We start from the raw sequence: 23,504 nt of genomic DNA on the forward strand, positions 1-23,504 counted from the left end.
CATGTCGCGTATTCTCTTGCATTTGAAAGATCAAGCGTCACTTACCCCTGACCGCCTGGCCCTGGTCGGCAATGATCAGAGCCTGAGCCTGCAGCAGTTGATCAGCGCCATTGACCAGGCCGCATTCTGGCTTAGCCACAGTATTGAAAACAAAGAAATGCGCCCGGTGGCGCTGGCCCTAGACAATGGACCGGCCTGGGTGGTTCTGGATCTGGCACTGATTCAACTCGGCTGGCCGTGCCTGCCGCTGCCGCCTTTCTTTTCGCCGGATCAGACCCGACACGCCCTGAACGATGCGGGCGCCATCGCCATTATTAAAAGCGCCTATCCACCTGACGAGGGGAGGCTGATCGCCGGTGAACGGGTGGACCTCTCTATACTGGACCTCTCCCCTCGGCCCTTGCCGACCGGCACGGCAAAGATCACCTATACCTCCGGCTCGACGGGCACGCCAAAGGGCGTCTGTCTCTCGCTTGCGCAGATGGAAGCCGTCGCCTTCAGCCTGATCGACGTGATCGGGGCCCAATATGCAGGCCGTCATCTGGCCCTCCTGCCGCTCGGTGTTCTGCTGGAAAATGTCGCGGGGCTTTACACAACCCTGCTGGCAGGCGGCGTTTACGATGTGAACGGACTGGCCAGACTGGGCTTTGGCAATCCGCGCACCCCGGACGCTCAAACCTTTCTGACGGCACTGGTCAGCCGTCAGGTGACAAGCCTGATCCTGGTACCCGACCTGCTTCAGTTCCTGATGGCTGCCCTCGTACGCAGCGGTCTGGGCCTGCCCGCCCTGCGCTTTGTGGCGGTAGGCGGTGCCAAGGTTTCCCCCGGCCTGCTGATGCAGGCGGCACAGCTCGGCCTGCCTGTCTATGAAGGCTACGGTCTGAGCGAATGTGCGTCAGTCGTGGCACTCAATCCCCCGCTGGCCGGACACACCGGCACTGTAGGCAAGCCCCTGCCGCATCTCGATCTGCGTATAGACGATGGCGGCGAAATCCATATCCGCCACCGACAGGCCACCCAGAGCTTCCTCGGCTATGTCGGTGGCCCGGAGGCGGAGGCCGAACTAAAGACAGGGGATCTCGGGACATGGGCGGCCGACGGTTATCTGCGCATTACCGGCCGCAAGAAAAACCTGCTGATCCTGTCGAATGGTCGCAACGTCTCCCCGGAATGGATTGAGGCCGAACTGCTGGCCAGCCCTCAAATCGCACAGGCTTTCGTTTTTGGAGAGGCGCAGGCCACCCTTTCGGCGCTGATCGTTCCGCGCGGGGACGCTGATCAGGAGGCGTTGGCCGAGGCCATCGCAAAGGTCAATGCCTCCCTCCCCCCTTACGCGCAGATCAGCGCGTGGCGGATCGTCGCGCCCTTCGATGCCAGCCTAGGTCATCTGACGGCCAATGGCCGACTGCGCCGCGACATCATTCTTTCCGACTACCTCACCCCAGCCCCAGAGGACATGGCATGACCTTCTATGCACGTCTCATTCGTGAAACTCAGACCGAACAGCAAGCCCTGTTCGGCGTCCAGCAAATCCGCGACGGCCTGACCGGTCGCATCAGTCTGCAGACCTACATCGCCTACCTCACCGAGGCCTATCACCACGTCAAACATACCGTGCCCCTGCTCAAGGCGGCACGCGCCGGCCTCGACAGCCGCCATCACGCGTTCATGGCCGCCTTTGACGACTATATCGCCGAAGAGACCGGGCATGAGGAATGGATCTTGAACGATATCCGCAATGCCGGCGGCGATGCAGAAGCCGTGCGCCACGGTCAGCCTTCGGCGGCCACAGAACTGATGGTCGCCTTCGTCTATGACTATATCCACCGTATCAATCCTCTGGGCATGTTCGGCATGGTCTTCGTGCTGGAAGGGACCTCGGTGCAACTGGCGACCCATGGAGCGGAGGCGGTACGGGCCACTCTCGGGCTGAAGGCCAACTGCTTCTCTTATCTGCTGTCGCATGGATCGCTGGATCTCTCGCACATGGCCTTCTTCGAAGGGTTGATGGGACAGGTCGATAACCCCGCGGATCAGGACGCCATCATCCACGTCGCGCGCCGTGTCTTCACCCTGTTTGCCGACATGTTCCGTTCGATCCCTCACCTCCCCGCACCTCAGGAGGTCATTTCCCATGCCCTTTGAAAATAAATCTGTTCTCATCACCGGCGGCTGCGGCGGCCTCGGCGCCCTGCTTACGCGCGCCCTGCTTGACGGCGGTGCTCGCGTCACGGTCATTGACCGCGCGCAGACCGGACCGGAAGGCACCACCTATCTGCGCGGCGATCTGAGCACGCCGACGGGCATCGACAACATCGTGGACGTTATCGACCGGGCGAAGTGGGACATCCTGATCAATCTGGCCGGCATTCAGCATTTCGGCCCCGTCGAAGCCCAGTCATCGGCGCATCTCTACGCGTCTTACATGGTCAATGTCGTGGCACCGGCGCGCCTCATTCAGGCCGTCCTGCCAGGCATGAAGGCCCGGCGCAGCGGACAGATTGTGAACGTCGGGTCGATCTTCGGCTCAATCAATTTCGCGCACTTTGCGACCTATTCCAGCGCCAAGGCGGGGCTTCGCGGCCTGTCGCAGGCCTTGCGGCGCGAAGTGACCGGCACGGGGATCAAAGTCACCTATGTCGCCCCTCGCGCCGTAAAAACGGCCCTGAACACCGAAAAGGTGATGGCTTTCGCCCGCCTCACCCACATGAATATGGACGATCCGAAAAAGATCGCAGCCCGCCTCCTGCGGGCGATCCGTGACGAAGAAAAGGACGTCTATCTCGGCTTTCCTGAAAGCCTGTTCGTTCGCATCAACGGCATCTTCCCCGGTCTGGTCGATGGCTCTCTGGCCGCCAACGACCTCAAAGCCCGCACCCTGTTTTCCTGATCCTCTGAGGACATTCCCATGAAACCCATCTTCAAAGCCTTTCTGCAGGGGCTCTTCCTCTATGCGCTGGCATGCAGCGGTCAGACGTGGGCGCAAACACCCACCTTCGACAACCGAATTGAACATCTGGCGCTCAACTGGGCCCACATCAATTACGAAATCCCGGACAAGACGGCTCAGGCGGTGGCAGCCCATAAGCTTGCGGTAGAGGCCGGGGAAATGGCCCACGAAAGCCCTACCCGCGCTGAACCGCTTGTTTGGGAAGCCATTGCGCTGAGCACGGAAGCCGGTGCGCGTGGCGGCATGGGGGCGCTGGGGCTGGTCAAGCAGGCGAAAGGCCTGCTGGAAAAGGCCGAAAAGCTGAACCCGAATGCGCTGGGCGATGGGTCTGTCTACACCAGTCTGGGCTCTCTTTACGCGCAGGTTCCGGGCTTTCCCATCGGTTTCGGCGATCCGGCCAAGGCCCGGGCCTATCTGGAAAAGGCGGTCGCAGTCAACCCGACCGGCATCGACCCCAACTATTTCTACGGTGATTTTCTCTTCCGTCAGGGTGACTATGCCAAAGCGGCCAGGGTTCTGACGCAGGCCCTGAATGCGCCCGCCCGACCTCACAGAGACGTCGCAGACCGTGGTCGCCGCGCTGAGGCCGCCAGTCTGTTAGCTAGGGCGAAGGCTAAGCTTTGAGTGTGGCAGATGGATTGTAACGTGACGTTGGCTGGTTTCGCATCTCTCCTTAACGCTAAACCAGGACAAATATACCATCAGTATACGGATTAATATCCGTCAAATGAATCTAAAACTACGCTACACCCCTACGCCTGTCATTTCGGGGTTGTCGGCACACGCATTGTCGATGTCACCTTGGGTCTCCACCCGCCGCGTTTGGCTTCGGAGACCCACATGGCAGACGGACAAGACATCACCACCATAGCTCAGTCGCGCAGCAACCTCATGCTGCGCTCGGCTGGGCGACTGGCGAGCAGCTAAGCGACAAGTCTCGAGGGCGCCCGAAGCGGCCCTTCGACGGACGTTCATCCGCCAGCTCCCATTGCGGACATCATGAAGGGCCCAATTACCTGAGCGCATACGCAAAACACTAAATAAGTTGCGCGTCTCTCAATTGAGATACATACTGATGCGCGAGAGGAGGCTATTATGGCCCAGACTTCAATGCTTCACGTTCGCGTTGATGACGAACTCAAAGCCGCTGCCGCTGAGAAACTAGCTGACTTCGGCCTAACTATCTCCGATGCTGTTCGCATCTTGCTTACCCGCGTCGCAAAAGACGGCAGCCTGCCAGTTGGGCTCATGACTTCACAAGAGGCCTACGATGACTGGTTTAAAGCGAAGGTCTATGAAGCTCTTGAGGAAGAAGGTTCCGGCATCAATCATCAGCAGGTGATGGACGAAACCCAAGCTCTTATCGATAGGAAGCGTCGTGCTGGCGCTTGAATGGCGTTCGGCAGCGCGCGCAGACCTCTTCGCGATAATCGACGACATCTCAGATAATAATCCGGACGCCGCACAACGGCTGAAGGATCTCATAGAAACGAAGATCGCAAAGCTTCAGGCCCGGCCCAAACTGTTTCGACCAGGCCGAGTGCCGGGAACGCGCGAAATGATGGTCCACTCCAGTTACGTTGTCATTTACACTTTCGACGCTGAGAAGGTTTCAATTTTGAGAGTCCTACATACCGCAAGGCAATGGCCCGCGAGCTAAAATTTTGTCGCTCCAGCGCCGAGCGGTCATCGAAGGTCCGATCTCTGTTAAGCGCTAAGCCAAATGCTAAAGATTGGAGTGTCTGACAAAAGGCGGTCTTGAAGTGATGAAGTGGGAGCCCCGAAGTCATTTAGACGCCGACGTAGCGCTTTGAGGGGCACATGAGAACGGGACAAAGGGTCATTGGACATTCCGTCCCATGGGACGGAATGTCCTTTCCGCGTTAACACCTGTGCGGGTTACCCAGCCGCGCGGTTCAGGGCCTGATCGATGTCGGCGATGATGTCGTCGACATGTTCAATGCCAATCGACAACCGCACAAGATCTTCCGAGACCCCTGCCTTGGCCAGTTCCTCAGCGTTCAACTGACGGTGTGTCGTGGACGCCGGATGGCACGCCAGCGACTTGGCATCCCCGATGTTCACCAGTCGGTAGATGAGTTGCAAGGCGTCGATGAAGCGGGCCCCCGCTTCGCGGCCGCCCTTGAGGCCAAAGGACACAATGCCCGACCCCTGACCTTTCGTATATATCTCGGCCAGAGCCTTATAGCGGCTATCTTTGAGGCCGGCGTAGTTGACCCAGGCGACACCCGGATGCTTGGTAAGATACTCGGCGACCGCCTGCGCATTGGAACAATGTCTCTCGATGCGCAGCCCAAGAGTCTCAAGTCCCGAGAGGATAAGGAACGCATTGTGAGGGGACAACGCCGCCCCCTTGTTCCGCAGCGGGACAACCCGGCAGCGACCGATATAGGCCGCGGGCCCCAGAGCCTCTGTGTAGACAACGCCATGATAAGACGGGTCCGGTTCGTTCAGACACTTGAAGCGGGCCTTTTCTTTCACCCAGTCAAACCGACCGGAATCGACAATGATGCCTCCGATGGCGTTACCGTGGCCACCGATGTATTTTGTGAGGGAGTGCACAACAATATCGGCCCCAAAATCGAAAGGCCGGCAAAGAAACGGCGTCGCCACCGTATTATCCACGATGACGGGAACACCGTGGCGATGTGCAATCTCACTGACGCGGCGAATATCGACGATGTTTCCCGCCGGATTACCAATGGATTCGATGAAGACCGCCTTAGTCTTTTCATCGATCAAACTGTCAAGGGCATCGAAGTCATCGGCATCAAAGAGCCGCACCTCTATCCCCTGACGCGGAAAGGTATGGACGAAAAGATTGTAGGTGCCCCCATAAAGCTGGCTAACCGAGACGATGTTGTCGCCGGCATCTGTTATCGCTTCAATCGCATAGGTAATCGCCGCCATGCCCGAACTGACGCACAGTCCAGCGACGCCGCCTTCGAGCTCGGCAACCCGCTGTTCCAGAACAGCAGTCGTCGGGTTCATGATCCGCGTATAGATATTGCCCGCGACCTTCAGATCGAACAGGTCGGCGCCATGCTGAGTATCATCGAAGGTGTAGGACGTAGTCTGATAGATAGGGACAGCTGCCGAACGCTGCGGCGCTTCCGGCTTATAACCGTGGTGGATAGCAAGAGTTTCAGGTTTCATAGTACCTCTCTGTAAATTGTAAGCCTAGGGGTTTGAGACAGCGCACCCTCGCTGCCCTTGTTAAATCGCTGTGCGGCACGTAACCGTCTTCAGCCGCTTTTTTTAGATTTAGGCCGATACCGGCTTTTTGGGCTAAGCCACAGGCATTAATTGATTTTTTCTATTGCTATTGCGAACTTATCAGACTGCATAGCCGTACCATCGAACCTTTGATCGCGTAAGGAAGAAATCTTCGCGACACAGGATAGTCGGTCTAATTCGATTGCACGGTAAGGCATCCAATACCTGCGCCCACGTCTTAAGGATCAGGTGGCACCTGAAACCTGCGGGGAAGCGGACGGATGACCTTTCAGAGCGTCTCGGGCTGACGCAGGCGATATGGATTGGCGGCTGCCGTACGGGCGTCATTGAAACCGGAGATGCCAGCCTTCATTTCCTCGCACAGCGTGGTCCGGAGACCGGCGGTCCATCACACCGGTGGGCATGATCGTCCCCAAGCAGACCTGTCATAATCTTAACTGGTCAGTCGGCACCTATTCCATTAACCTTTCGTGGGGTGCGTCAAGCGGGGCTGGCGAACATTGACCGATCAGATTGAGGAAAAGCTGGCGTCGCTGACGCCGCGGCAGAAAGAGGTGATGCGCTACATCGCCCGGCATTACCGCGATAAAGAAATTGCGCGTTTGATGAACATCAGCGAGCACACAGCACGTGCGCATGCTGACGCTGTGCGTCAAAAGCTCGGAGGCGTCAGCCGACGTGAAGCGGCCCGTTTTCTGAGTGACCACGCGGACGTTCTGGGCCTCCCCCCTGAGCGGGAATATCAGTCATCGGGAATAGTGCAGACCGCCCCAGAACGCTCATCCTCCGGTCATCCCTCCCCTGAAGGCGCTAGCGATGACCAACCCCTCGTTTCCCTCGACGCCCCCTTGCCCGCAGTCAGTCACGATGCAGTGGGCGCACATCGAGACCGCGCTCAGATATCTGGCAGTGCCAGAGAAGGCGCATCTGATCAGCGAGACGCTTTCGGCGATCCGGCAGGAATACCAGACCACGCCGGAGAAGCTCGTCTTTACCCTGATCTCAGCCTGCGCCTGGCTCACGGACGAGACGGCCTCCATGGCTGGCTCGCAGAGCTCAACCTCCTTCAATGGACACTTCTGACTCTGGGTCTCACCCTGTCCGTCGTCCTGATCATTTGCGGTGTGATGGGGGCCCTGATCGGAATTTTCCAGGCCATTCGCGAACTCAGCGGCCAGACCGGATAACCTTTATCCGGCTGGGCGTTTAACCCAGCCGGTAAGAGACCGGCCCTAACTGGAGACCTGATGATGAAACGATCGGAAATGGTGTTGGCTGGCGCTGAACGTCTCTTTCAGACCGAAGAGGCAGTTGATCGCGCGCTTACAGAGACGGGCGAAATGCTCGCGGCCCTCCTGCGCATGCGCATGGCTGGCGGCCTTTCGGCTGTGATGGGACAAGAAGCGGTCGAAGGCATCATTAGCAGCGCCACCGCGCTGGCCCAGGCCCGTCGCGAAATCATCACCGTGCACGGTCACCTCAATAAGGTTAAAACTCAGATGGGTTGTGCAACGGTGGCCGTGGGGGCCGGAGATACAAAGCCAGGGACTTCCGGCGATAAAATTATTCCGGCTCAAGGTCATAACGAGGCTGTGACTGCGAGCTAAGATAGGGAGAAGAGATGCTACCCCTTTTACATCTGATCTGGGTCTGGACAGCAAACCTGACGGTGTTGGTGTGTGGTAGCTTAGCCATCTGGCGAGGCGGTTGGGCTGAACGGTCAACCGCCGTCGTTATCTGGGTCGCCTGGTTTATCACCCCGGTACTTCAAAAGCAAAATCATGATCCTGGGGTGATGACGACGATTCTGGATGGGGCAGTTACCGCATTCGTATTTGCTGTCTCTTACTACTCGCGTAGAATCTGGACGGTTTTCATGACCGCGTTTATGTTTGGGACTTTTTTAACCCACCTCACAGCGGACGTCATGCCGGGTGTCGGGTATTTTGCTTATGTGACGACTATGGGCTTATTTGGTGGCTATGGCGTTGCATTGACCTTGGGCGGCGCCGCGCTGGAAGCAGAATATTTACGAAAGACGCCCAAAATACACGCCTGAGGTGTAGTGGCTGATGTTCTTATGCCAATGAAACTAAGCTGGGGTTTCTGCTTTTAGGTATACGGGGTCGCGTTCGGGTTCATGTCTCATCCCCACTACATTGACGTCCACGTCGGCAAACGCCTTCGCGAGTTTCGCGAAGCCAAACGACTTTCCCAAACAGATATGGCCAGTGCGTTAGGGGTCACCTTCCAGCAGGTCCAGAAATACGAAAGCGGTCACAACCGCATCAGCGCCTCAAGGCTACATGCCGCGGCGTGTTTCCTGAAAGTGCCGGTGTCCGACTTCTTTGAGGGACTGGATGATTTAGCGCCCGAAGGCCTGTCTGAGGCAGAAGCCAGTATTTGGGCTTTCACGCGCACCTCGGAGGGACAAACGCTTTCCAGGTATTTCAGTCAGTTGAGCGCGCCCATGAGTCGTAGCGTCGTCTCCGTGGTCAAGGCTGTGCTTGCCGAACAGAAAGAGTAAAAGCGGGTTCAGTGGCAGGCGTCTTGGCTCTTCATCGAACTATTTGACCAGCGCCAGCTTCGCCGACTCGATATGCCAGCGGGGCTGAGCCGGGGTGGCCCCGTCCACATCGTTGACGCGGCGAAGCGTGTAGCTCCCCTTAAAGCGCTGATGCTCTCCGGTCTTCAGCACCGCATCGATAGTGACCGGCACGCTCTGAAACACCGACCCGGCTCCGGCATCGCCCTCGGGCAATTCCCCCATCGTCACCTTAGTCGACTTCGTCTCCGCAAAGCCTGCGCTGAACCGCGGTTAAGGACTGGTTGGGCGGCCCGTCCTCGCCCCCCTGCGACCAGGCCGTGCCATAATCACGTGCATTGATGGCCGAATAATAGAGGCGGATGACCGCCGCAGCCGCTTTCGCACTTTTGGGATCAGGCTGGCAGTCAGCGATCGGCGCGTCCTTCTCATCGAACAGCGCGCAACTGCGGGCAATCTCATCGGATATGATCGCGAAGCTGTTGGCAACGTTGCAGGGCGGATGCGTCGCCGGGGACACGCTCCGGCAGCTCTTCGCAAGACGCTCGGCCGCCCTTGCACCGATTTCGGTTGAACAGGACACGGGCCCCTCAGTCTTGGTCGCGCACAGGGTTTCCAGCGCGGAACGCAAAACCGGGGCCGTGTTGCCCGACGCTGTCCGAGGGCCCGTATCGGGGGCTTCACAGTCAGTCGCACGACCGGCACTTAAGACGCAAAATGGCGGTATTGAGGGTGGGCTTACGACTGCCCACTCATCAGACGTGCGTCGGACTTGAATAGCACATTCTCATCCGGCCTTGGCAAACAGGCGATTACGCTGTGAAGACTGGAATGGGCCCTCACCCCAAAAGGACGCTACCCCGTCCCCGTTTTCGCTGCGGACGGAGTTTGAGACAACTGCGCCTTCATCTCCGCCGCAGGAGCGGGTTTGCTGTAGAGGTAGCCCTGCATCAGACGGCAACCAGCAAGTTCAAGCAATTTCGCTTGTCCTTCTGTTTCCACCCCTTCAGCGGTGATCTCCATAGCGAGGCCATTGGCCAGAAACATCACGCCCTGAACAAGAACAGCGGACTTTTTGCTCGTCACGAGATCGTCGATAAGGCTTTTGTCGAGCTTGATCTTGTTAAAGCCATAGGCCTGGAGATAGGCGATACTGGTAAAACCCGTGCCAAAATCGTCCAGCACCATGCGAACACCGGCTGATTGAAAGGTCTCAATGGCGGCTTTTGCACGCTCCGGACGATCAATAAGATAGCCCTCAGTGACCTCAAGCTCCAAACGCTCAGCCGGAAAGTCCATCTGTTCTAAGATTGACAGCACGTTGGTTTCAAAGGCGAAATCACTAAACTGAGACGGTGAGATGTTGACGCTGACATAGACATCCGGATAGTCGACCCAGTCTGAAATGGCCCGCCGCAACACGAACAGGCCGAGTTCATGAATAAGTCCACTCTGCTCTGCCACTGGGATGAACACGGACGGGCTAAGGGCACCGGCAGGTCGGCGCGTCCAGCGTAAAAGCGCTTCGACGCCCGAATAGGTCTGCGTGCGCGAGTTAAAGATACCCTGGTAAAAGACCTCGAATTCGTCGTTTATGAGACCCGATCGCATCTCCTCTGTCAGCGTCGCGACAACCTGACGCTCGGCATCAAGCTCGACGCTATACGTCACCATCTGGCCCTTGCCAGCCGACTTCGCCGCATACATCGCCACATCGGCGCGGCGCATTAGCTCCGCGGTAGAGAAGTGAGGAGGCTGCGAGACAGCAATGCCGCAACTCGCGCCAACTTGAACAACGTGTTGATTCACAACAAGTGGTGCTTTGAGCGTGGCAATGACCGAATTCAAACAGGCGTCGACATCAAGAGCGCGACCCTGAATGGGGAGCGCCACCGCAAATTCGTCACCACCCAATCGGGCGAGATGGCTGTGGGAGGGGCAATGTGAAAGAAGGATCCGTGACACGGCAACGATAAGCTGATCACCGACGTCGTGACCGAAGGTGTCATTGACCTCCTTAAATCCATCGAGGTCAATCATGACGACCGTGACCGGCGCCTTCGTGTTGAGCAGGCTGCCCAGAGACTGTAAAAAAGCCGCCCTGTTCGGCAAGCCGCTGAGGGTATCGGTCAGGGCGAGCGTTTGAATACGCCTATGCTTTTCACCAACGACGCGGAGCGCAATCAAAATACCGGACAGAAGTCCAAGGCTCACGACCACCATCGCAATAAATCCGGTCGTAATTCCAGGCTGAGCCGCGCTTACCGCTTCTGCTCCCGGCTTTCTGGCAACCCATTCCACATAGCCAATAGTGCGTCTCCTTATGTCCTTCAGAGGCAACGACGGCGACCTTGCGCTGTCAGTTGCGATGCGCACGTTCGTCAGGGAGAACAAATCCGTATACTGCCTGAGGAGTTGGGGCGTTAAAAACCGGACAAACATAAGGTAACGTCTTCGGCCGACCTGAGCTGCCTCGCGCTTTACGGGGTGAATCAGACTGATAGCCGCGACAGCCGGACGGCCAAGAAGGCTCACGACGCCGCTCACCTCGCCCCCGGGCGGTGTGGCCCCGAGCTCGCGCGATACCCAGTCAGGCGGCAGGCTTATCGTTCCACTACCGGATGGGCTCACCCGTTGCCCCTGCACGTAGCCTCTGACTATGCGCCGCTGTTCATCGACGAGAAACACAGCATCGTAGTTGTCGCCCGAAGCACTGACGATACCCCAGGTCTGATCAATCCAGGCATCATCCAGAAGATCGCGCTGCGTTTGGGTGTAGGCTTCATCCCACTGCGCATTATCAAGGGTTACGCTCGCCACGGCGCGAACCGCCGCACCCACCGCCCCTCGCGTCAATTCCACCGAGCGAGCCTCTTCAACCGAATTGGCCTCTTCACCTACAGACCGCAGGGCGTGCATTACGAAAAGGCCGTAGAGCGCCAGTGATAAGAGCGTTGCTCCCGTCAAGGCCAGGCCAATGGCCCGTGAAGAGCCCGATATGAGTTTCAGGATAAACGACACCCTACGCACCTTCTTGACGGTGCGCTTCCAACTGACGCCGTCAATCGCGTAACACTGTTTCACAATCTGATAAAAAAGCGATTAAGGCACCGTCCGAGGGGTATCTCTCTTCAAACTAGCGCCTCTCGGAAACGTGATCGTCAGATCGGGCACGTCTTTAGAGCGTTTACTGTGGATAAACCAATGAAGCCGATCATGAAATCCATTGCATAGAGGGAGGCAGGCCAATGTGGTCAGCGCTTGCTGGAAAAAAAGCCGGAAAGACAAACAGGGTGAATCATGACTTACTTGCCGCAGTCAATCTAAGTCAAAGTCTTATCGAGTTTGATCTTGACGGGCGGGTACTTTCAGCCAACGCCAACTTTCTCAACCTGATGGGCTATTCGATCTCGGAGCTGCTGGGGAAGCACCACTCGGCCTTAGTCGATCCGGCTGAGGTTGAAAAGCCGGCCTATCGGCAATTCTGGGCCGACCTGAAACACGGGGTTGCGCAAAAAGGAGAGTTCCGGCGTCAGACCAAAGACGGGCGTAACGTCTATCTGGAAGCCGTCTATAACCCCATTCTCGACCGTTCGGGCAAGCCCTACAAGATTGTCAAAATCGCCTCCGATGTGACTGCCCGCAGGCTGCGGGATCTCGACCTGGAGGGTAAGGTTGCGGCAATGTCTCGCTCTCAGGCGGTTATTGAGTTCGCTCTTGATGGCACGGTGATAACGGCCAATGACAATTTTCTGAAGGTGATGGGCTATCGCCTTGAGGAAATAGTAGGTCGGCCCCATCAGATTTTTGTTATGGAATCTGAACGCAAGAGCCCCGCCTACGTGGACTTCTGGCACCGGCTGAAAGCGGGGGAGTTCGTCTCATCACAGTTCAAGCGCGTCAGTAAGGAGGGGCGTGAGGTCATCCTTCAGGCCACCTATAACCCCATACTGGGCATAGACGGCCGGCCGCTCAAGGTTGTCAAATTCGCCTCAGACATCACCGAGCAAGCTCAGAGGGAGGCGGATTTTCATAGCCAGATCGACGCCATTTCAAGGGCACAAGCTGTCATTGAATTCGATCTGGACGGCACGGTTCTCAGGGCGAATGACAATTTTCTGAAAGTGATGGGCTACGGACTCCCCGACATTGTGGGCAAGCACCACAGAATGTTCGTCGATGAGGTGACAGCTGGTTCTGAAGCCTACCGCGAGTTTTGGGCGAGATTGTCGCGGGGTGACTTCATTTCCGGCGAGTTTCATCGTCAGGCCAAAGGCGGGCGAACCGTCTATATTCAGGCCTCTTACAATGCGATTTTGGACGTCGACGGCAGGCCCTATAAGGTCGTCAAGTTTGCGACCGACGTTACTGCCCGACGCATGGCGCTCAACCGGACGACGGAGCTGTCCCACTCGCTGCAGGACCTGTCGGCGGCGGTTGAGGAGATGGCGGCCACGGGCCGGTCGATTTCCGAGACCATGTCACAAACCAAGGCGGCGGCCGATCAGGCCAATCAGTCCGTCAACGAAGCCGACGACAGCGCCCGGCAACTGGCTGTTGCGGCAGCGCAGATGGACGGCATAGTCGAGATGATCAGCAATATCACCAGCCAGATCAATCTCCTGGCGCTGAACGCCACCATAGAATCGGCGCGTGCCGGCGAAGCCGGGCGCGGTTTCGCCGTGGTGGCGACCGAGGTTAAAAATCTGGCGACTCAGGCACGCAGGGCCACCGAACAGATTGTGGGCGAAATCGCCGGCGTGCGCGCCTCCTCTGCCGCCGTGGTCAATGCGCTCGATGCCATCCGCACCACCGTTTCCAATGTGCAGGAACAGGTCCTGTTCACGGCAGGTGCCGTCGAAGAACAAAGCGCCACGTCTCAGGATATGGCGCGCAACATGCAGATTGCCTCCTCGGAAGCCGAAAACATCGTCCGCGCCGCCTGAGTCCAACCTAAAAGCCGCTCCAGGAGCACTCGACCATGTCGCTTTCCCTTAAAAACATGCTTCTGGGTCTGATAGGCCTGCTTGCCATCGCCGTCATTGGTGAAGGCTTTATTGGCATCCGCGAACTGGGTGAAACAAACCACGATACCCGTGAGCTGGCAAACAACTGGCTGCCGTCTGTCGACGTTGTCAATGCCATCAACACGAACACCTCAGATCTTCGCATCGCCGAAGGATCACACATCCTTTCAACCTCGCCTGAGGAGCTGGCAAGGGCCGAAACCAATTTCGAAACGGTCGTTCAAACGCTCACCTTGAACGAAGCCAGATATGAAAAGCTGATCTCTTCAGCGGAAGAGCAAGGGCTTTACGCGCACTTCAAAGCGCAGCTCGGCCAATATCTTAAACTTCACGACGCGCTGTTCGCATTGTCTCGCAAGAACGAGAACGGGGCGGCATCTGAGCTTTTTCGCGGCGAGATGAAACAGGATTTCGATGGGCTCTCAGACACACTGGCCAAGCTCATCACATTGAATCGAGAAGGGGCCGATAAGAGCCGCAGAGAGTCCCAGGCGACTTTCGACCAGGCACGTACAGTCATGCTTGGCGCAATAGCTGCAGGGCTCGTCCTCGTCCTGATCGCGGGATGGGTGATCATCACCAAGGTGACCTCTCCGCTCGCCTCCCTTACAAACTCAATGCAAAAAATATCAGACGGCGACCTCGCAACGGAAGTGCTCCATACAAAGGAGTCAAATGAAATCGGCCTGATCGCCCGGACGCTCCTCGTTTTCCGCGATGTCTTGGGGGAGGCGAAACGGCTTCGCGAAGAGACAGAGACGTTGCGTGTCAGAGCTGAAGAAGTGCGTAAAGAGGCCATGCTGAAACTGGCCGACGATTTTGAGCGGTCAGTCGGCGTGATCGTCTCCATGGTATCATCGGCTGCAACCGAAATGCAGGCAGCGGCAACGCAACTCACCGCCACCGCAACCGAGACGTCGCACCAGTCAACCGCTGTGTCCGCAGCTGCGGAAGAGGCGGGAACCAACGTAACATCCGTCGCGTCGGCGGCCGAAGAACTCGGGGCCTCCGTCGGAGAAATTGGTCGTCAGGTCTCAACGTCTGCAGCAATCTCGCAAAAGGCGGTAGAAGAGGCGGACAGGGCCGGTTCTGTGATTTCTGAGCTCAACACGATGGCCGATTCGATTGGTGGTGTCGTCGACCTGATCGCCGGCCTCGCTGGCCAGACCAACCTTTTGGCGCTCAACGCCACGATTGAATCGGCACGTGCAGGCGAAGCCGGCAGGGGTTTTGCGGTTGTGGCCTCTGAGGTCAAGGCGCTCGCCGGTCAGACCACCCGCGCGACAACGGAGATCTCTGAGAAGATCGCGCAGATACAGGCGGCGACCGAGCGGGCCGCCCAAACTTTTCAGGGCGTCGCTGAGACGATACGGACCATTAATTCGACAAACTCGGCCATTGCCTGCGCCGTCGAACAACAGTCGGCCGCCACCAGCGAGATCGTTAAGGCGGTCGCGCAGGCCTCTCTGGGAGCCCAGGAGGTGACAGCCAACATCATTGGCGTTGCCGAGGGCACGGAGCAGACAGGGGCCGCGGCGTCGCAGGTGCTCGCCTCTTCCAGCGAGCTGGCTCAACAATCAGAACGGCTGCATCACGAAATGGAAACCTTCCTGATCAGTGTCCGCGCGGCCTGAGGGGGATGACGATGCCCCTCTCCAATCCCGGTATGGCGTCCGTTTATTTCCATCCCACATTCTGGTCCCAGCCAGATGTCGAAGACAAACTGAAAGGGATTCCATTCGATTGTCTGGAGGCCTTTCTTCGCGACCACTTTGAGATGATGAACGGCGCGCTCGGTCAGCTCCTGCCAGAAATCGCCCGACTGGAAGCATTAGCCACCCAGTGTGACGAAGGTCTACGCGATCAGATTTTCGAGGAGACTCGCCATCTGACCGACTACGCCCGTAAGCTTATCGAACTGATGGCCATGCTCGACAGCCTGGGGCAAACCACAGCCTGAACAGGGGGGCAGCAACAATGTCATACACCGGTTCGCCCATTGCGCCGAGGTGGGCGCGGTTCATGACAAGGCAATGCCCGTTATTCTGAAGACGACGGCCAGCGCGATCCTTGGATGACGGGCTCATGGAACGAGGTTTTGGCGCTGCTACGCCCCCTCCCCGATGGCAGCCTCAGTGTCGGCACGACGGGACGGCGCAAGGACGGGCCGCATTTGGATACGTCTCCACCGGATGACACCGGGGCGCTAAACTCGGTTCAATAGGAGGCTGAACTTGGCTTCAAACTCAAAAGCCCCAACACGAATATGACTCGAAGGTCACGCCGCGTAATCCACGAACTGGCTTCACATTTCGCCGCGAGAATTAACACCGGCGATATGAGATCTGATGAGCGGCTTACGAAAACATCTCTCGGCGAAGCGCCTGGGCGACGCAGTGAGTCTGGTCCCTTAACCCCATCTTTCGGGCGGCAGACTGCCCATGGGCATATATAGCGCGTCGCGTATAACCCGTTGAACTCTCGACCTCCGCCAGATTTTTCCCAATTGAAAACAGCTTCAGGCAAGTTAGCTCGGGCTCAGTAAGGCCGAGGAACTGGTTCATGGTTTGCAGAAAGCGCTGTGATAGCTCTGTGTGAATAACGCGGAACGCCATCGTAAGTATAAACGCCTCTTGGGTTTCGAAGGGCTTCGCCCGATAAACGGTCGCGCCGCCGTAGAGTCCTTCGCCTTGAAAAAAACCGACGAAGTTCCGACGCGGTAATCCGAATGGCTGCTCCAAGCTTTCAAGGCGCGCGGACGCCAAGCTGGCGGGCTCTTCCTGACCTCTATCTAGGGCGCTCACCCAAGGTGCCTGCCTTGTCGAGTGCTTGGCGAGAGGGTCGCCAAGCACTAAGTGTTCGGAGGCAAGTCGGTAGATCAACGCCTCGGCGAGGTCGGTGGCGAGCACAACCTTCGACCCAATCTCTGGACCAAAGTAGGGGATGCCGGACAGGATAAACTTATCAAAAGGAACGATCGAGCGTAGGGTTTCAATCTTTGGAGACTTAGCGTTTGCCCGACCAAAGTCGATCGCTTGTGTAACCCTCTCAGCCTGACCCAAAAGGTCGTTCCATCGCGTTGAGTTTGAATTCGGCAATGCGGCATCAACCCGTAGGAAGACAAAAGACGGGCAAAGAGTTTAGCGATTCCGTTCTCAATTGCAACGCGCTGCTATCGGAAAACGCTCTCACCCAAACGCTTTTAATTTATTCTTTGAAGAACCGCGCTCTACCTTGTCAAATCCCACTGGGGGCAAACGGGTGGGCCCTCAAGCCGCTCTTGCGGGCTTGCGTTTCAGGTTGAGCGAAAGGGGTTGGGCAAGCGGCGAGCCAGCGCAAGGCTAGACTAACATAGATGGTCGTTTTTGGCGAAACGCCCAGATAAGAGACGGCATGACGAACAGGCTCATCAGGGTGGAGGTGATGAGCCCGCCCAGAATGACCAGCGCCATAGGCCCCTGGATTTCGCGACCGGCCTGTCCGCTTTGCACAGCCAGCGGTAAAAGCCCCAGAGCAGTTACCAGCGCGGTCATCAGGATGGGCGTTACCTTTTCGCGCGTCGCTCGGGTCACGACGGCTGTAGACCAAGGCTGTTCCTCAGTCTGGGTGAGGTGATCCGTATGGGCTATCAGGAGGATGGCATTGCGCGCCGCCACCCCAAAAAGGGTTATAAATCCGACCAGCGACCCCAAGGACAACGTCGCTCCGGTCAGCGCCACAGCCGCGACGCCCCCGGCCAAAGCCACCGGTACAGAGCCCAAAACCAGTGCGACAGCGCGCCCGTCCTTGAAAGCCAGGAGCAAAAGCGCGACAATACCGGCGAAGGCCAACCCGCATAGAGACAAAAGCGCCCATCGGGCCGCATCAGCGGCGGCGGACACGCCCTGATATTCGAGATAAACACCCTTGGGTAAGGCCATTTTGGCCAGTTCGGTCTTAACGGCCGACGTGACCCGCGCGGCCTCAGAAGGCGTCGGATTGGCGGTAACTGTCTGCACAAGACGGCCACCGATATGGCTGATCGAGGTGCGGGCTTGCGACGGATAGACCCGTGCCACATCGGAGAGATGCACCAGCGTGCCGCCTGTGCCGCGCAACAACAGCTCGCCCACCGTTTCAGGGCTATCGCGCTGCTCGATCGGCAAGGTGACGGCGATATCGACGGCCCGCTCCGTCTCAAAAATTTGTGCCGCCCGATTACCCTGATAGGCAGTCTGAACCGCCAGCCCAATCTCCTGCGGTGTCAGGCCGTTAGCCGCGGCAGCCGCCATATCCACGTCGATACGAACCGACGGCGTTTGCGGCGGCGTTGAGCGCGTCACATCTGTGGCCCCCGGCACCTTTTCCATGCGCGCCGCCACCTCATCGGCAACGCGGTCGAGTGTCGCATGGTCGGCACCGTAAATATTGACCGCCAGTGCCGCCGTTTCACCGCTGAGGGATTCGCCGATACGATCGCCCAGAAAAGTCAGGACTTCGGATTGCAGCCCGGGATAGCTGTCGAGCACGGTGTGAACCTTTGCCTGTATCTCGTCCTGCGCCCCGCTAGATAGATGCGGGCGTAACTCCACATGAAACTCGGCGGCTTCGGTGCCCCACGTGTCCTCCCCGCCTTCGGCGCGGCCTATTTGCTGCTCGACGCTCGCCACGCCAGGTATGGCCAGAAGATCGCGCGATATCGCCTCACCGTAGCGCCGAAGGGTTGCAAGCGACGTACCCGGACGCGCTGCGATTTGCAGGACGTAATGGCCTTCCCTGAACGCGGGCAAAAGAGAGTGGCTGAAAAAGCTCAGCCCGACCACCGCGACAAGGGTAACCACAGCGCACAAGCTGAGTAAAATCTTTGGTGCCGTGTAGGTGGCTGAGAGCCGGCGCGTATGCCAGTCCTTCAGCCGCTCCAAAAACTTAGGTTCCGTGGGAACACGGGCGCTCCGCAGCGCCAGATAGCTGAGCGCCGGGGTCAGCGTCATGGATACGCCCAGGGAAATCAGGGTGGCCAGACAGAAGGCGGCGGCCAGCGGCACAAAAAACGCACCTTGCAGACCCTCCATCAGAAGGACCGGCGCAAGTACGAGCACGATGACCAGTGTGGCGTAGATTACCGGACCACGAACCTCGAGCACAGCCCTGAGAACCGTTTGTGCGCGCGCCTCAGACGCCGGCGCAACGCGCAGACGCCGCATAATGTTTTCGACGTCGATCACCGCATCATCTACCACGACGCCTAGGGCAACCGCGAGTCCCCCCACAGTCATGGTGTTGATGCTCAGTCCCAGTCGATCCAGTACGAGAAGGGTCAGCAGCAAGGACAGCGGAATGGTAACGAAGGAGATAAGGACGGTGCGCGCGTTGCCCATGAAGACAAACAGAACCACCGCGATCAACAGCGCTCCGATCAGGAGGTCTTCAGTAATGCCGCGCAGCGCGGTTTCGATAAAGTTGGCCGGCCGGTGAAGATTTTCGTGAAGGGTGATCCCCAGTGCGCCAAGAGACGGCCTGATTTCTGCCAAAGCGGCTTCCACAGCGCGCGTCGTGGCCAGCGTATTGGCGCCATACTGGCTCGACAGGCTGATCAGAACGCCAGGCTTGCCCATAATAACGGCATCCCCCACGTCTGGGGCCGCCGCTTCGACCACATCGGCCACATCGGACAGGTGCACGACGACGCCGTTCGCCTGGCGCACGACGACCTCACTGATCTCTGCCGGGGTGGTCGCCTGGGCCCTCGGCTCGATCAGGATGCGCTGTTCGGCGGTATCAATAAAACCGCCCCCGATCATGGCCGTCGAACCCTGCACGGCGGTTACGACCTCATTCAACCCCAGGCCGCGCGTCTGAAGGTCGTCCGGCCGCACTTGCACCTCGAAGCGACGCACGACGCCGCCATAAACGGTCGCACGCGCCACGCCGGGAACCGACATCAGGCGCGGCCTCAGTCGCCATTGCACCCAATCGCGCAAATCCGCCGGTGACAGGCGCTCAGATGTGAACCCAACCTTCAACAAATCCATGGTCGATGAGGTCAGGGGTGCCACACGCGGGGTCCGGGCGCTGAGCGGCAGGGTGTCCGCCGCCTCGCTCAGGCTCTCGGACACGATCTGGCGCGACCGGTAGGGGTCGATCCCTGACTTAAAGACGACAGTGACGACGCTCAGTCCCTGCTGACTTTTGGAACGGACGGTCTCAACCCCGGCCGCGCCATTAATGGCCTGTTCAACCGGACGGGTGATCAGTTGTTCGACCTGCTCCGCCGAAAGGCCCGGCGCTTCGGTCTGAACTTCGGCCTGCGCCGGCACAAAGTCGGGAAAGACATCGTAGGGGGCCCGCGTCAGAAATAAGGCACCATAGATAAAGAAGGCCACGGCAGTCAGAACCACCAAGCGAGGGTAGCGCAGGCAGGCCCTGACGATCGCGTTTAGCATCCTACTTGTCCGCTCCCCCCACCGGATTTTCAGCGGTGTAGAGGGCCGCCGACCCCACCGTCACTACGCGCTCGCCAACCGAAAATCCGGAACGGACCATCACGCCCTGAGGCGTATAGACGCTGTTGGCCAGAGGCCTGCGGATAAAGGTCTCATTGTCGCGTGTAACATAGACCCACACCCGACCTTCGGCCCGCAGCAGGGCAGACGCAGGAATCCATACGCCTTGCCCCCCGCCCTGCACGGGGAGCGTGGCCGGCAGGGTCAGATCCGGCGTCAGGTATTTCGCCTGTGGACCGCTCACCTTCGCCAAAAGACCGCCAGACCTCATCAGCGGATCGGCTGTGCGGGCGGGCCCAATGACCGTCGCCAGAACCTTACCCGTCCCGGGCAAGTCCAGCGTAAGCGTCTTCAAACCCAAAAGGTTTTTACCCGAAGGGCTATCTATGCGAAGTAAGGCTACCTCCCCGCTGACCAGATCGCGGCTCAGTTGGTCAAGGCCTGCGTTTCCCATGCGGGGAAAGGCAGGGCCCCATTCCAGCGCCAGACGTTGCTGAAAGGCCCTCACCTTTCGGTTATCGAGTAGAGCCTGCAAGGCCGCAGCGTCAGCCACCTTCCGGGAGACGGTATTGTCTAGCGCCTGCAAGGCTTTGGTGCGATCAGCCTCGGTCTGTGAAAGGCGCGCCGTCGCTTTGGCAGCCTCGAGGTCGTTCAGGAGCGCCACCAGAGGCGAAGGATCAAGCCCTTTGGCAAAGCCTTTCAGGTCGGCACTCGCCGTGCCCGCCTGAAGCGGTGCGGTCTGCACCCCAAGACGCTTTTGCAGCGCCGAACTCAACTTCACCGGCGCCTGCGCCCCGGCGGTTAGCGGGAGAGCAAGAAAAACACAGGCGGCCACGACCGCAAGGCGCACGTTCACGGCGATACCTCCAGGGATTGCATGAGCGTTTTGAGAGACTGCATCTCTTCGTCGCTGACCGGCTGCCGCCAGACGGCCTCCAGCTGAACACGGGCCAGTCCTGCCGCAAGCCTCGCCTCTTCGTAACGCATCTGCGCTGAGTTCTGCGCCGTCTGAGCCGCCAGAAGGTCCGCCCGTGTACCCTCCCCCAGACGCTCAAGGTCCTGCGCACGTTTGAACTGAGAGGCTGTTATCGGCAGGTCTTGGCGTTCGATTTGCTGCACGAGGACAAGGGCAGCCTCAAAGTCAGAACGGGCCTTCTGCTCAGCGGCGTAGTGCGTCGCCACGACGGCTTCAAGAGACGTGCCGGCAGCGGCGCGTCTGGCCTCGGCTGCGCGAATAGCCTCGCGGTTCAGGTCCGCTGGTGGCAGGACAAGACTGACGGTCAACGGAAATTTTGCGAGACCGCGCTCCCAGATATAGCCGGGGCCGATCCGCACTTGCGGATATTGCGAGGCGATGGCGAGGCGAAGGGCGTTCTCGCTGCGGTCATAGTCTGAGATCGCCTTGAAGATATCGGCGCGCGTATAGAGCGATGTCGTCCGGCGACGGTTCAGAAGATCCCCACCTGGAAGATCAAGGCCGGAGGGATAGGCGGGGAACCGAAGGGTCGTGAGGTCCGAAATCGAGACGCCGAGAAGCGCCGCAAGGTCTGCCTGCGCCGCCGCCTCACGGGTCTCTATCTCCCGGCAGGCACTGCGGGTGCCGGTGAGGTCGAGCCGGGCCGCTGTTTCAGCGGATGAGTCCTCTTCCCCCATTCGCACTCGCGCTAAGGCCTGATCAAGCGTGCGCAGTCTGAGTGTCTGGCCTTCGTCACATAAGGCACTGAGATGCTGAGTGGCCTGCAAAGTGGTCAGCGCACTCGCCAGTTGGCTGCGCAGCGTAAATACCGCGTCTGACAGGTCATATCGCGCGAGGCGCAGATTAAGCGCCGCTTCGTGGGTCCGGGTGGTGCGGCGCTCACCGGCATCGACAGGCAGATCAAAGGCCGCGCCCAGCATCCAGGGTCGGGCCGCATCGGCCTGTCGGGAATATTCGGTTGTCAGGGTGAACCCGACAGGAGGATACTGACCGGCGATACGGGCGTCAGACTGCGCTGCGCGATAGGCCTCCTGCGCCGAACGCACGGCCGGGTGATACCTGGCAACCTGCTGAAACAACGCTTCGAACGATCCCGAGCCGCCGTAAAGCGCCGGCGTCTGCACCGAAGGCGATTTAAATGCGCCGACGTCGATTGGACGGGCCGTGTATTGAGCGCAAGAGACAATTCCGAATGTGCTTGTCGCGATCAGGACGGAGCGTGAGATCAGAGAGCCTCTCATCCTTCAGGTCCTTTTCGCCCATGCATTGCGGCCAAACGTAACCACCCCATGATAAAGGTGCGCACGTAACTCCATAGTTAACGAGAGGGCTAAGTATGCCCCCACCCCACAAACCTGGACGGCTTTGCTTAGCCACGCGTTGGGTGTCTTGGCGAACAGATGTTTCAAGCAGACGTGTTCTGCGAATCCAAAAAGCGCTCAGTCCTGCAAATCGATCGCCGCCCAGTTAGTACTTTACACGCAGCTTGCCCGATGCGCCGCGCGTGCGGGCTTTGGGCTTATTTCGCGCGCTCTGTCCGAGCCCGTTTGCCTTTGCCAGTTGAGACCGCGCGGCCGCATAACTCGGCGCGACCATAGGGTAGTCCTCAGGCATGTTCCATTTTGCCCGGTACTCGTCCGGGGAGAGATTATAATGGGTGGAAAGGTGACGCTTCAAGGACTTGAAGCGGCGCCCATCTTCAAGGCAAATGAGGTAGTCAGGGGTCACCGATTTCTTAACCGACACGGCAGGTGCCTGAGCCACGACCTTAGGCGTTGAAGGGGCTGACAGCCCTGTGAGTGCCGTATGGACGCTTTGAATCAGCTGCGGGACCTCCGTAGACGGAACTTGGTTGTGCCCAACATAAGCCGAAACGATTTCAACAACCATTTCAGTGATTTGTGAATTTTTTTCATATTCGCTTTCGTAAAAATGAGAATACTTTTAAAAACATAAAACATTACATTTAAATGAAATCATACGAAGATCAAATGTAAAGTAATATAAAATCGAAAGAATATGCGCACACGGTTTCATCCGCGCGAACTCGAACCGGTCAAGCCTGATGTCTTACAACTAAATTTTCTACACACGTCTCACCACCCTATATCCATATATTCCGGTTTTTGCCTCGCTGACCCTTAAAGTTCACGGCGCGAAAATGACAAAGAATACCCGCGTATCCCGACATATGCGCACCCTGAACGAAGGGAGGGAAACGCCCGATCTATTCTGCGTACCGATAAGCGGCACAGCGCTTCGCGCA

At 58.4% G+C, this 23,504-nt stretch carries 22 protein-coding genes; 13 read left to right on the forward strand and 9 right to left on the reverse strand.

What is annotated here, in order from left to right:
- Position 1: 1 nt before the first annotated feature.
- From PQU94_RS08635 to PQU94_RS08660, 6 genes are all read left to right on the forward strand, one after another.
- Positions 2-1,465, forward strand: a complete 1,464-nt coding sequence (locus tag PQU94_RS08635; RefSeq protein WP_272741058.1) for an AMP-binding protein — start codon at positions 2-4, stop codon at positions 1,463-1,465.
- Positions 1,462-2,145, forward strand: coding sequence for an iron-containing redox enzyme family protein (locus PQU94_RS08640; RefSeq protein ID WP_272741059.1), 684 nt, complete (start codon positions 1,462-1,464; stop codon positions 2,143-2,145). Before PQU94_RS08635 ends, PQU94_RS08640 begins: the two co-directional genes overlap by 4 nt.
- Entirely contained in the window at positions 2,135-2,890 is a 756-nt protein-coding gene (locus PQU94_RS08645; RefSeq protein WP_272741060.1) for an SDR family NAD(P)-dependent oxidoreductase, read from the forward strand. Before PQU94_RS08640 ends, PQU94_RS08645 begins: the two co-directional genes overlap by 11 nt.
- Positions 2,891-2,908: 18 nt before the next feature.
- On the forward strand, positions 2,909-3,574 hold the full coding sequence (locus PQU94_RS08650; protein WP_272741061.1) for a tetratricopeptide repeat protein: 666 nt from the start codon (positions 2,909-2,911) through the stop codon (positions 3,572-3,574).
- A gap of 471 nt (positions 3,575-4,045) precedes the next feature.
- The gene (locus tag PQU94_RS08655; RefSeq protein WP_303651402.1) at positions 4,046-4,342 is read left to right on the forward strand and encodes a type II toxin-antitoxin system RelB/DinJ family antitoxin; all 297 of its coding nucleotides are present in this window, start codon (positions 4,046-4,048) and stop codon (positions 4,340-4,342) included.
- Positions 4,329-4,610 carry a type II toxin-antitoxin system RelE/ParE family toxin gene (locus PQU94_RS08660; RefSeq protein ID WP_272741062.1) on the forward strand — a complete coding sequence of 94 codons (282 nt, stop codon included), beginning with the start codon at positions 4,329-4,331 and terminating at the stop codon, positions 4,608-4,610. The genes PQU94_RS08655 and PQU94_RS08660 overlap by 14 nt, the downstream gene beginning before the upstream one ends.
- 239 nt (positions 4,611-4,849) lie before the next feature.
- On the opposite strand, the gene PQU94_RS08665 is transcribed toward PQU94_RS08660, so the two are convergent.
- On the reverse strand, positions 4,850-6,127 hold the full coding sequence (locus tag PQU94_RS08665; protein WP_272741063.1) for an O-acetylhomoserine aminocarboxypropyltransferase/cysteine synthase family protein: 1,278 nt from the start codon (positions 6,125-6,127) through the stop codon (positions 4,850-4,852).
- A gap of 581 nt (positions 6,128-6,708) precedes the next feature.
- On the opposite strand from PQU94_RS08665, the gene PQU94_RS08670 reads away from it, so the two are divergent.
- The 4 genes from PQU94_RS08670 (at position 6,709) to PQU94_RS08685 (ending at position 8,735) form a co-directional block, all read left to right on the forward strand.
- On the forward strand, positions 6,709-7,395 hold the full coding sequence (locus PQU94_RS08670; RefSeq protein ID WP_272741064.1) for a response regulator transcription factor: 687 nt from the start codon (positions 6,709-6,711) through the stop codon (positions 7,393-7,395).
- A gap of 60 nt (positions 7,396-7,455) precedes the next feature.
- Complete coding sequence (locus PQU94_RS08675) at positions 7,456-7,815, forward strand: hypothetical protein (RefSeq protein ID WP_272741065.1); 360 nt, start codon at positions 7,456-7,458, stop codon at positions 7,813-7,815.
- 14 nt (positions 7,816-7,829) lie between these two features.
- The gene (locus tag PQU94_RS08680; protein WP_272741066.1) at positions 7,830-8,267 is read left to right on the forward strand and encodes a hypothetical protein; all 438 of its coding nucleotides are present in this window, start codon (positions 7,830-7,832) and stop codon (positions 8,265-8,267) included.
- An 81-nt stretch (positions 8,268-8,348) separates the two neighbouring features.
- Entirely contained in the window at positions 8,349-8,735 is a 387-nt protein-coding gene (locus PQU94_RS08685; protein ID WP_272741067.1) for a helix-turn-helix domain-containing protein, read from the forward strand.
- A 39-nt stretch (positions 8,736-8,774) separates the two neighbouring features.
- On the opposite strand, the gene PQU94_RS08690 is transcribed toward PQU94_RS08685, so the two are convergent.
- From PQU94_RS08690 to PQU94_RS08700, 3 genes are all read right to left on the reverse strand, one after another.
- Complete coding sequence (locus PQU94_RS08690; protein ID WP_272741068.1) at positions 8,775-8,978, reverse strand: hypothetical protein; 204 nt, start codon at positions 8,976-8,978, stop codon at positions 8,775-8,777.
- A 7-nt stretch (positions 8,979-8,985) separates the two neighbouring features.
- On the reverse strand, positions 8,986-9,384 hold the full coding sequence (locus PQU94_RS08695) for a hypothetical protein (protein ID WP_272741069.1): 399 nt from the start codon (positions 9,382-9,384) through the stop codon (positions 8,986-8,988).
- A 224-nt stretch (positions 9,385-9,608) separates the two neighbouring features.
- Entirely contained in the window at positions 9,609-11,774 is a 2,166-nt protein-coding gene (locus tag PQU94_RS08700) for a putative bifunctional diguanylate cyclase/phosphodiesterase (RefSeq protein WP_272741070.1), read from the reverse strand.
- Positions 11,775-12,046: 272 nt separating this feature from the next.
- On the opposite strand from PQU94_RS08700, the gene PQU94_RS08705 reads away from it, so the two are divergent.
- From PQU94_RS08705 to PQU94_RS08715, 3 genes are read left to right on the forward strand one after another with little or no spacing between them, the layout of a single operon-like run.
- Entirely contained in the window at positions 12,047-13,699 is a 1,653-nt protein-coding gene (locus PQU94_RS08705) for a methyl-accepting chemotaxis protein (protein WP_272741071.1), read from the forward strand.
- Positions 13,700-13,734: 35 nt separating this feature from the next.
- Positions 13,735-15,414 (forward strand): methyl-accepting chemotaxis protein, encoded by a 1,680-nt coding sequence (locus PQU94_RS08710; RefSeq protein WP_272741072.1) that lies wholly within the window; start codon positions 13,735-13,737, stop codon positions 15,412-15,414.
- Between the two features lie 11 nt (positions 15,415-15,425).
- Positions 15,426-15,740, forward strand: a complete 315-nt coding sequence (locus tag PQU94_RS08715; protein WP_272741073.1) for a hypothetical protein — start codon at positions 15,426-15,428, stop codon at positions 15,738-15,740.
- A gap of 397 nt (positions 15,741-16,137) precedes the next feature.
- Here PQU94_RS08715 and PQU94_RS08720 read toward each other — a convergent pair whose 3' ends face one another.
- The 5 genes from PQU94_RS08720 to PQU94_RS08740 all read right to left on the reverse strand — a co-directional run bounded on the left by PQU94_RS08720 (position 16,138) and on the right by PQU94_RS08740 (position 23,128).
- A complete protein-coding gene (locus PQU94_RS08720) occupies positions 16,138-16,842 on the reverse strand; it encodes a LuxR family transcriptional regulator (RefSeq protein ID WP_272741074.1) in 705 nt (234 codons plus the stop codon).
- A 279-nt stretch (positions 16,843-17,121) separates the two neighbouring features.
- A complete protein-coding gene (locus PQU94_RS08725; RefSeq protein WP_272741075.1) occupies positions 17,122-20,202 on the reverse strand; it encodes an efflux RND transporter permease subunit in 3,081 nt (1,026 codons plus the stop codon).
- Between the two features lies 1 nt (position 20,203).
- The gene (locus tag PQU94_RS08730; protein WP_272741076.1) at positions 20,204-21,118 is read right to left on the reverse strand and encodes an efflux RND transporter periplasmic adaptor subunit; all 915 of its coding nucleotides are present in this window, start codon (positions 21,116-21,118) and stop codon (positions 20,204-20,206) included.
- A complete protein-coding gene (locus PQU94_RS08735; protein WP_272741077.1) occupies positions 21,115-22,479 on the reverse strand; it encodes a TolC family protein in 1,365 nt (454 codons plus the stop codon). Before PQU94_RS08735 ends, PQU94_RS08730 begins: the two co-directional genes overlap by 4 nt.
- Before the next feature lie 226 nt (positions 22,480-22,705).
- Positions 22,706-23,128 (reverse strand): Ros/MucR family transcriptional regulator, encoded by a 423-nt coding sequence (locus tag PQU94_RS08740; protein WP_272741078.1) that lies wholly within the window; start codon positions 23,126-23,128, stop codon positions 22,706-22,708.
- Positions 23,129-23,504 lie beyond the last annotated feature (376 nt).

It is taken from the genome of Asticcacaulis currens (assembly GCF_028550395.1).
In the GTDB taxonomy this organism is placed as follows: domain Bacteria; phylum Pseudomonadota; class Alphaproteobacteria; order Caulobacterales; family Caulobacteraceae; genus Asticcacaulis; species Asticcacaulis currens.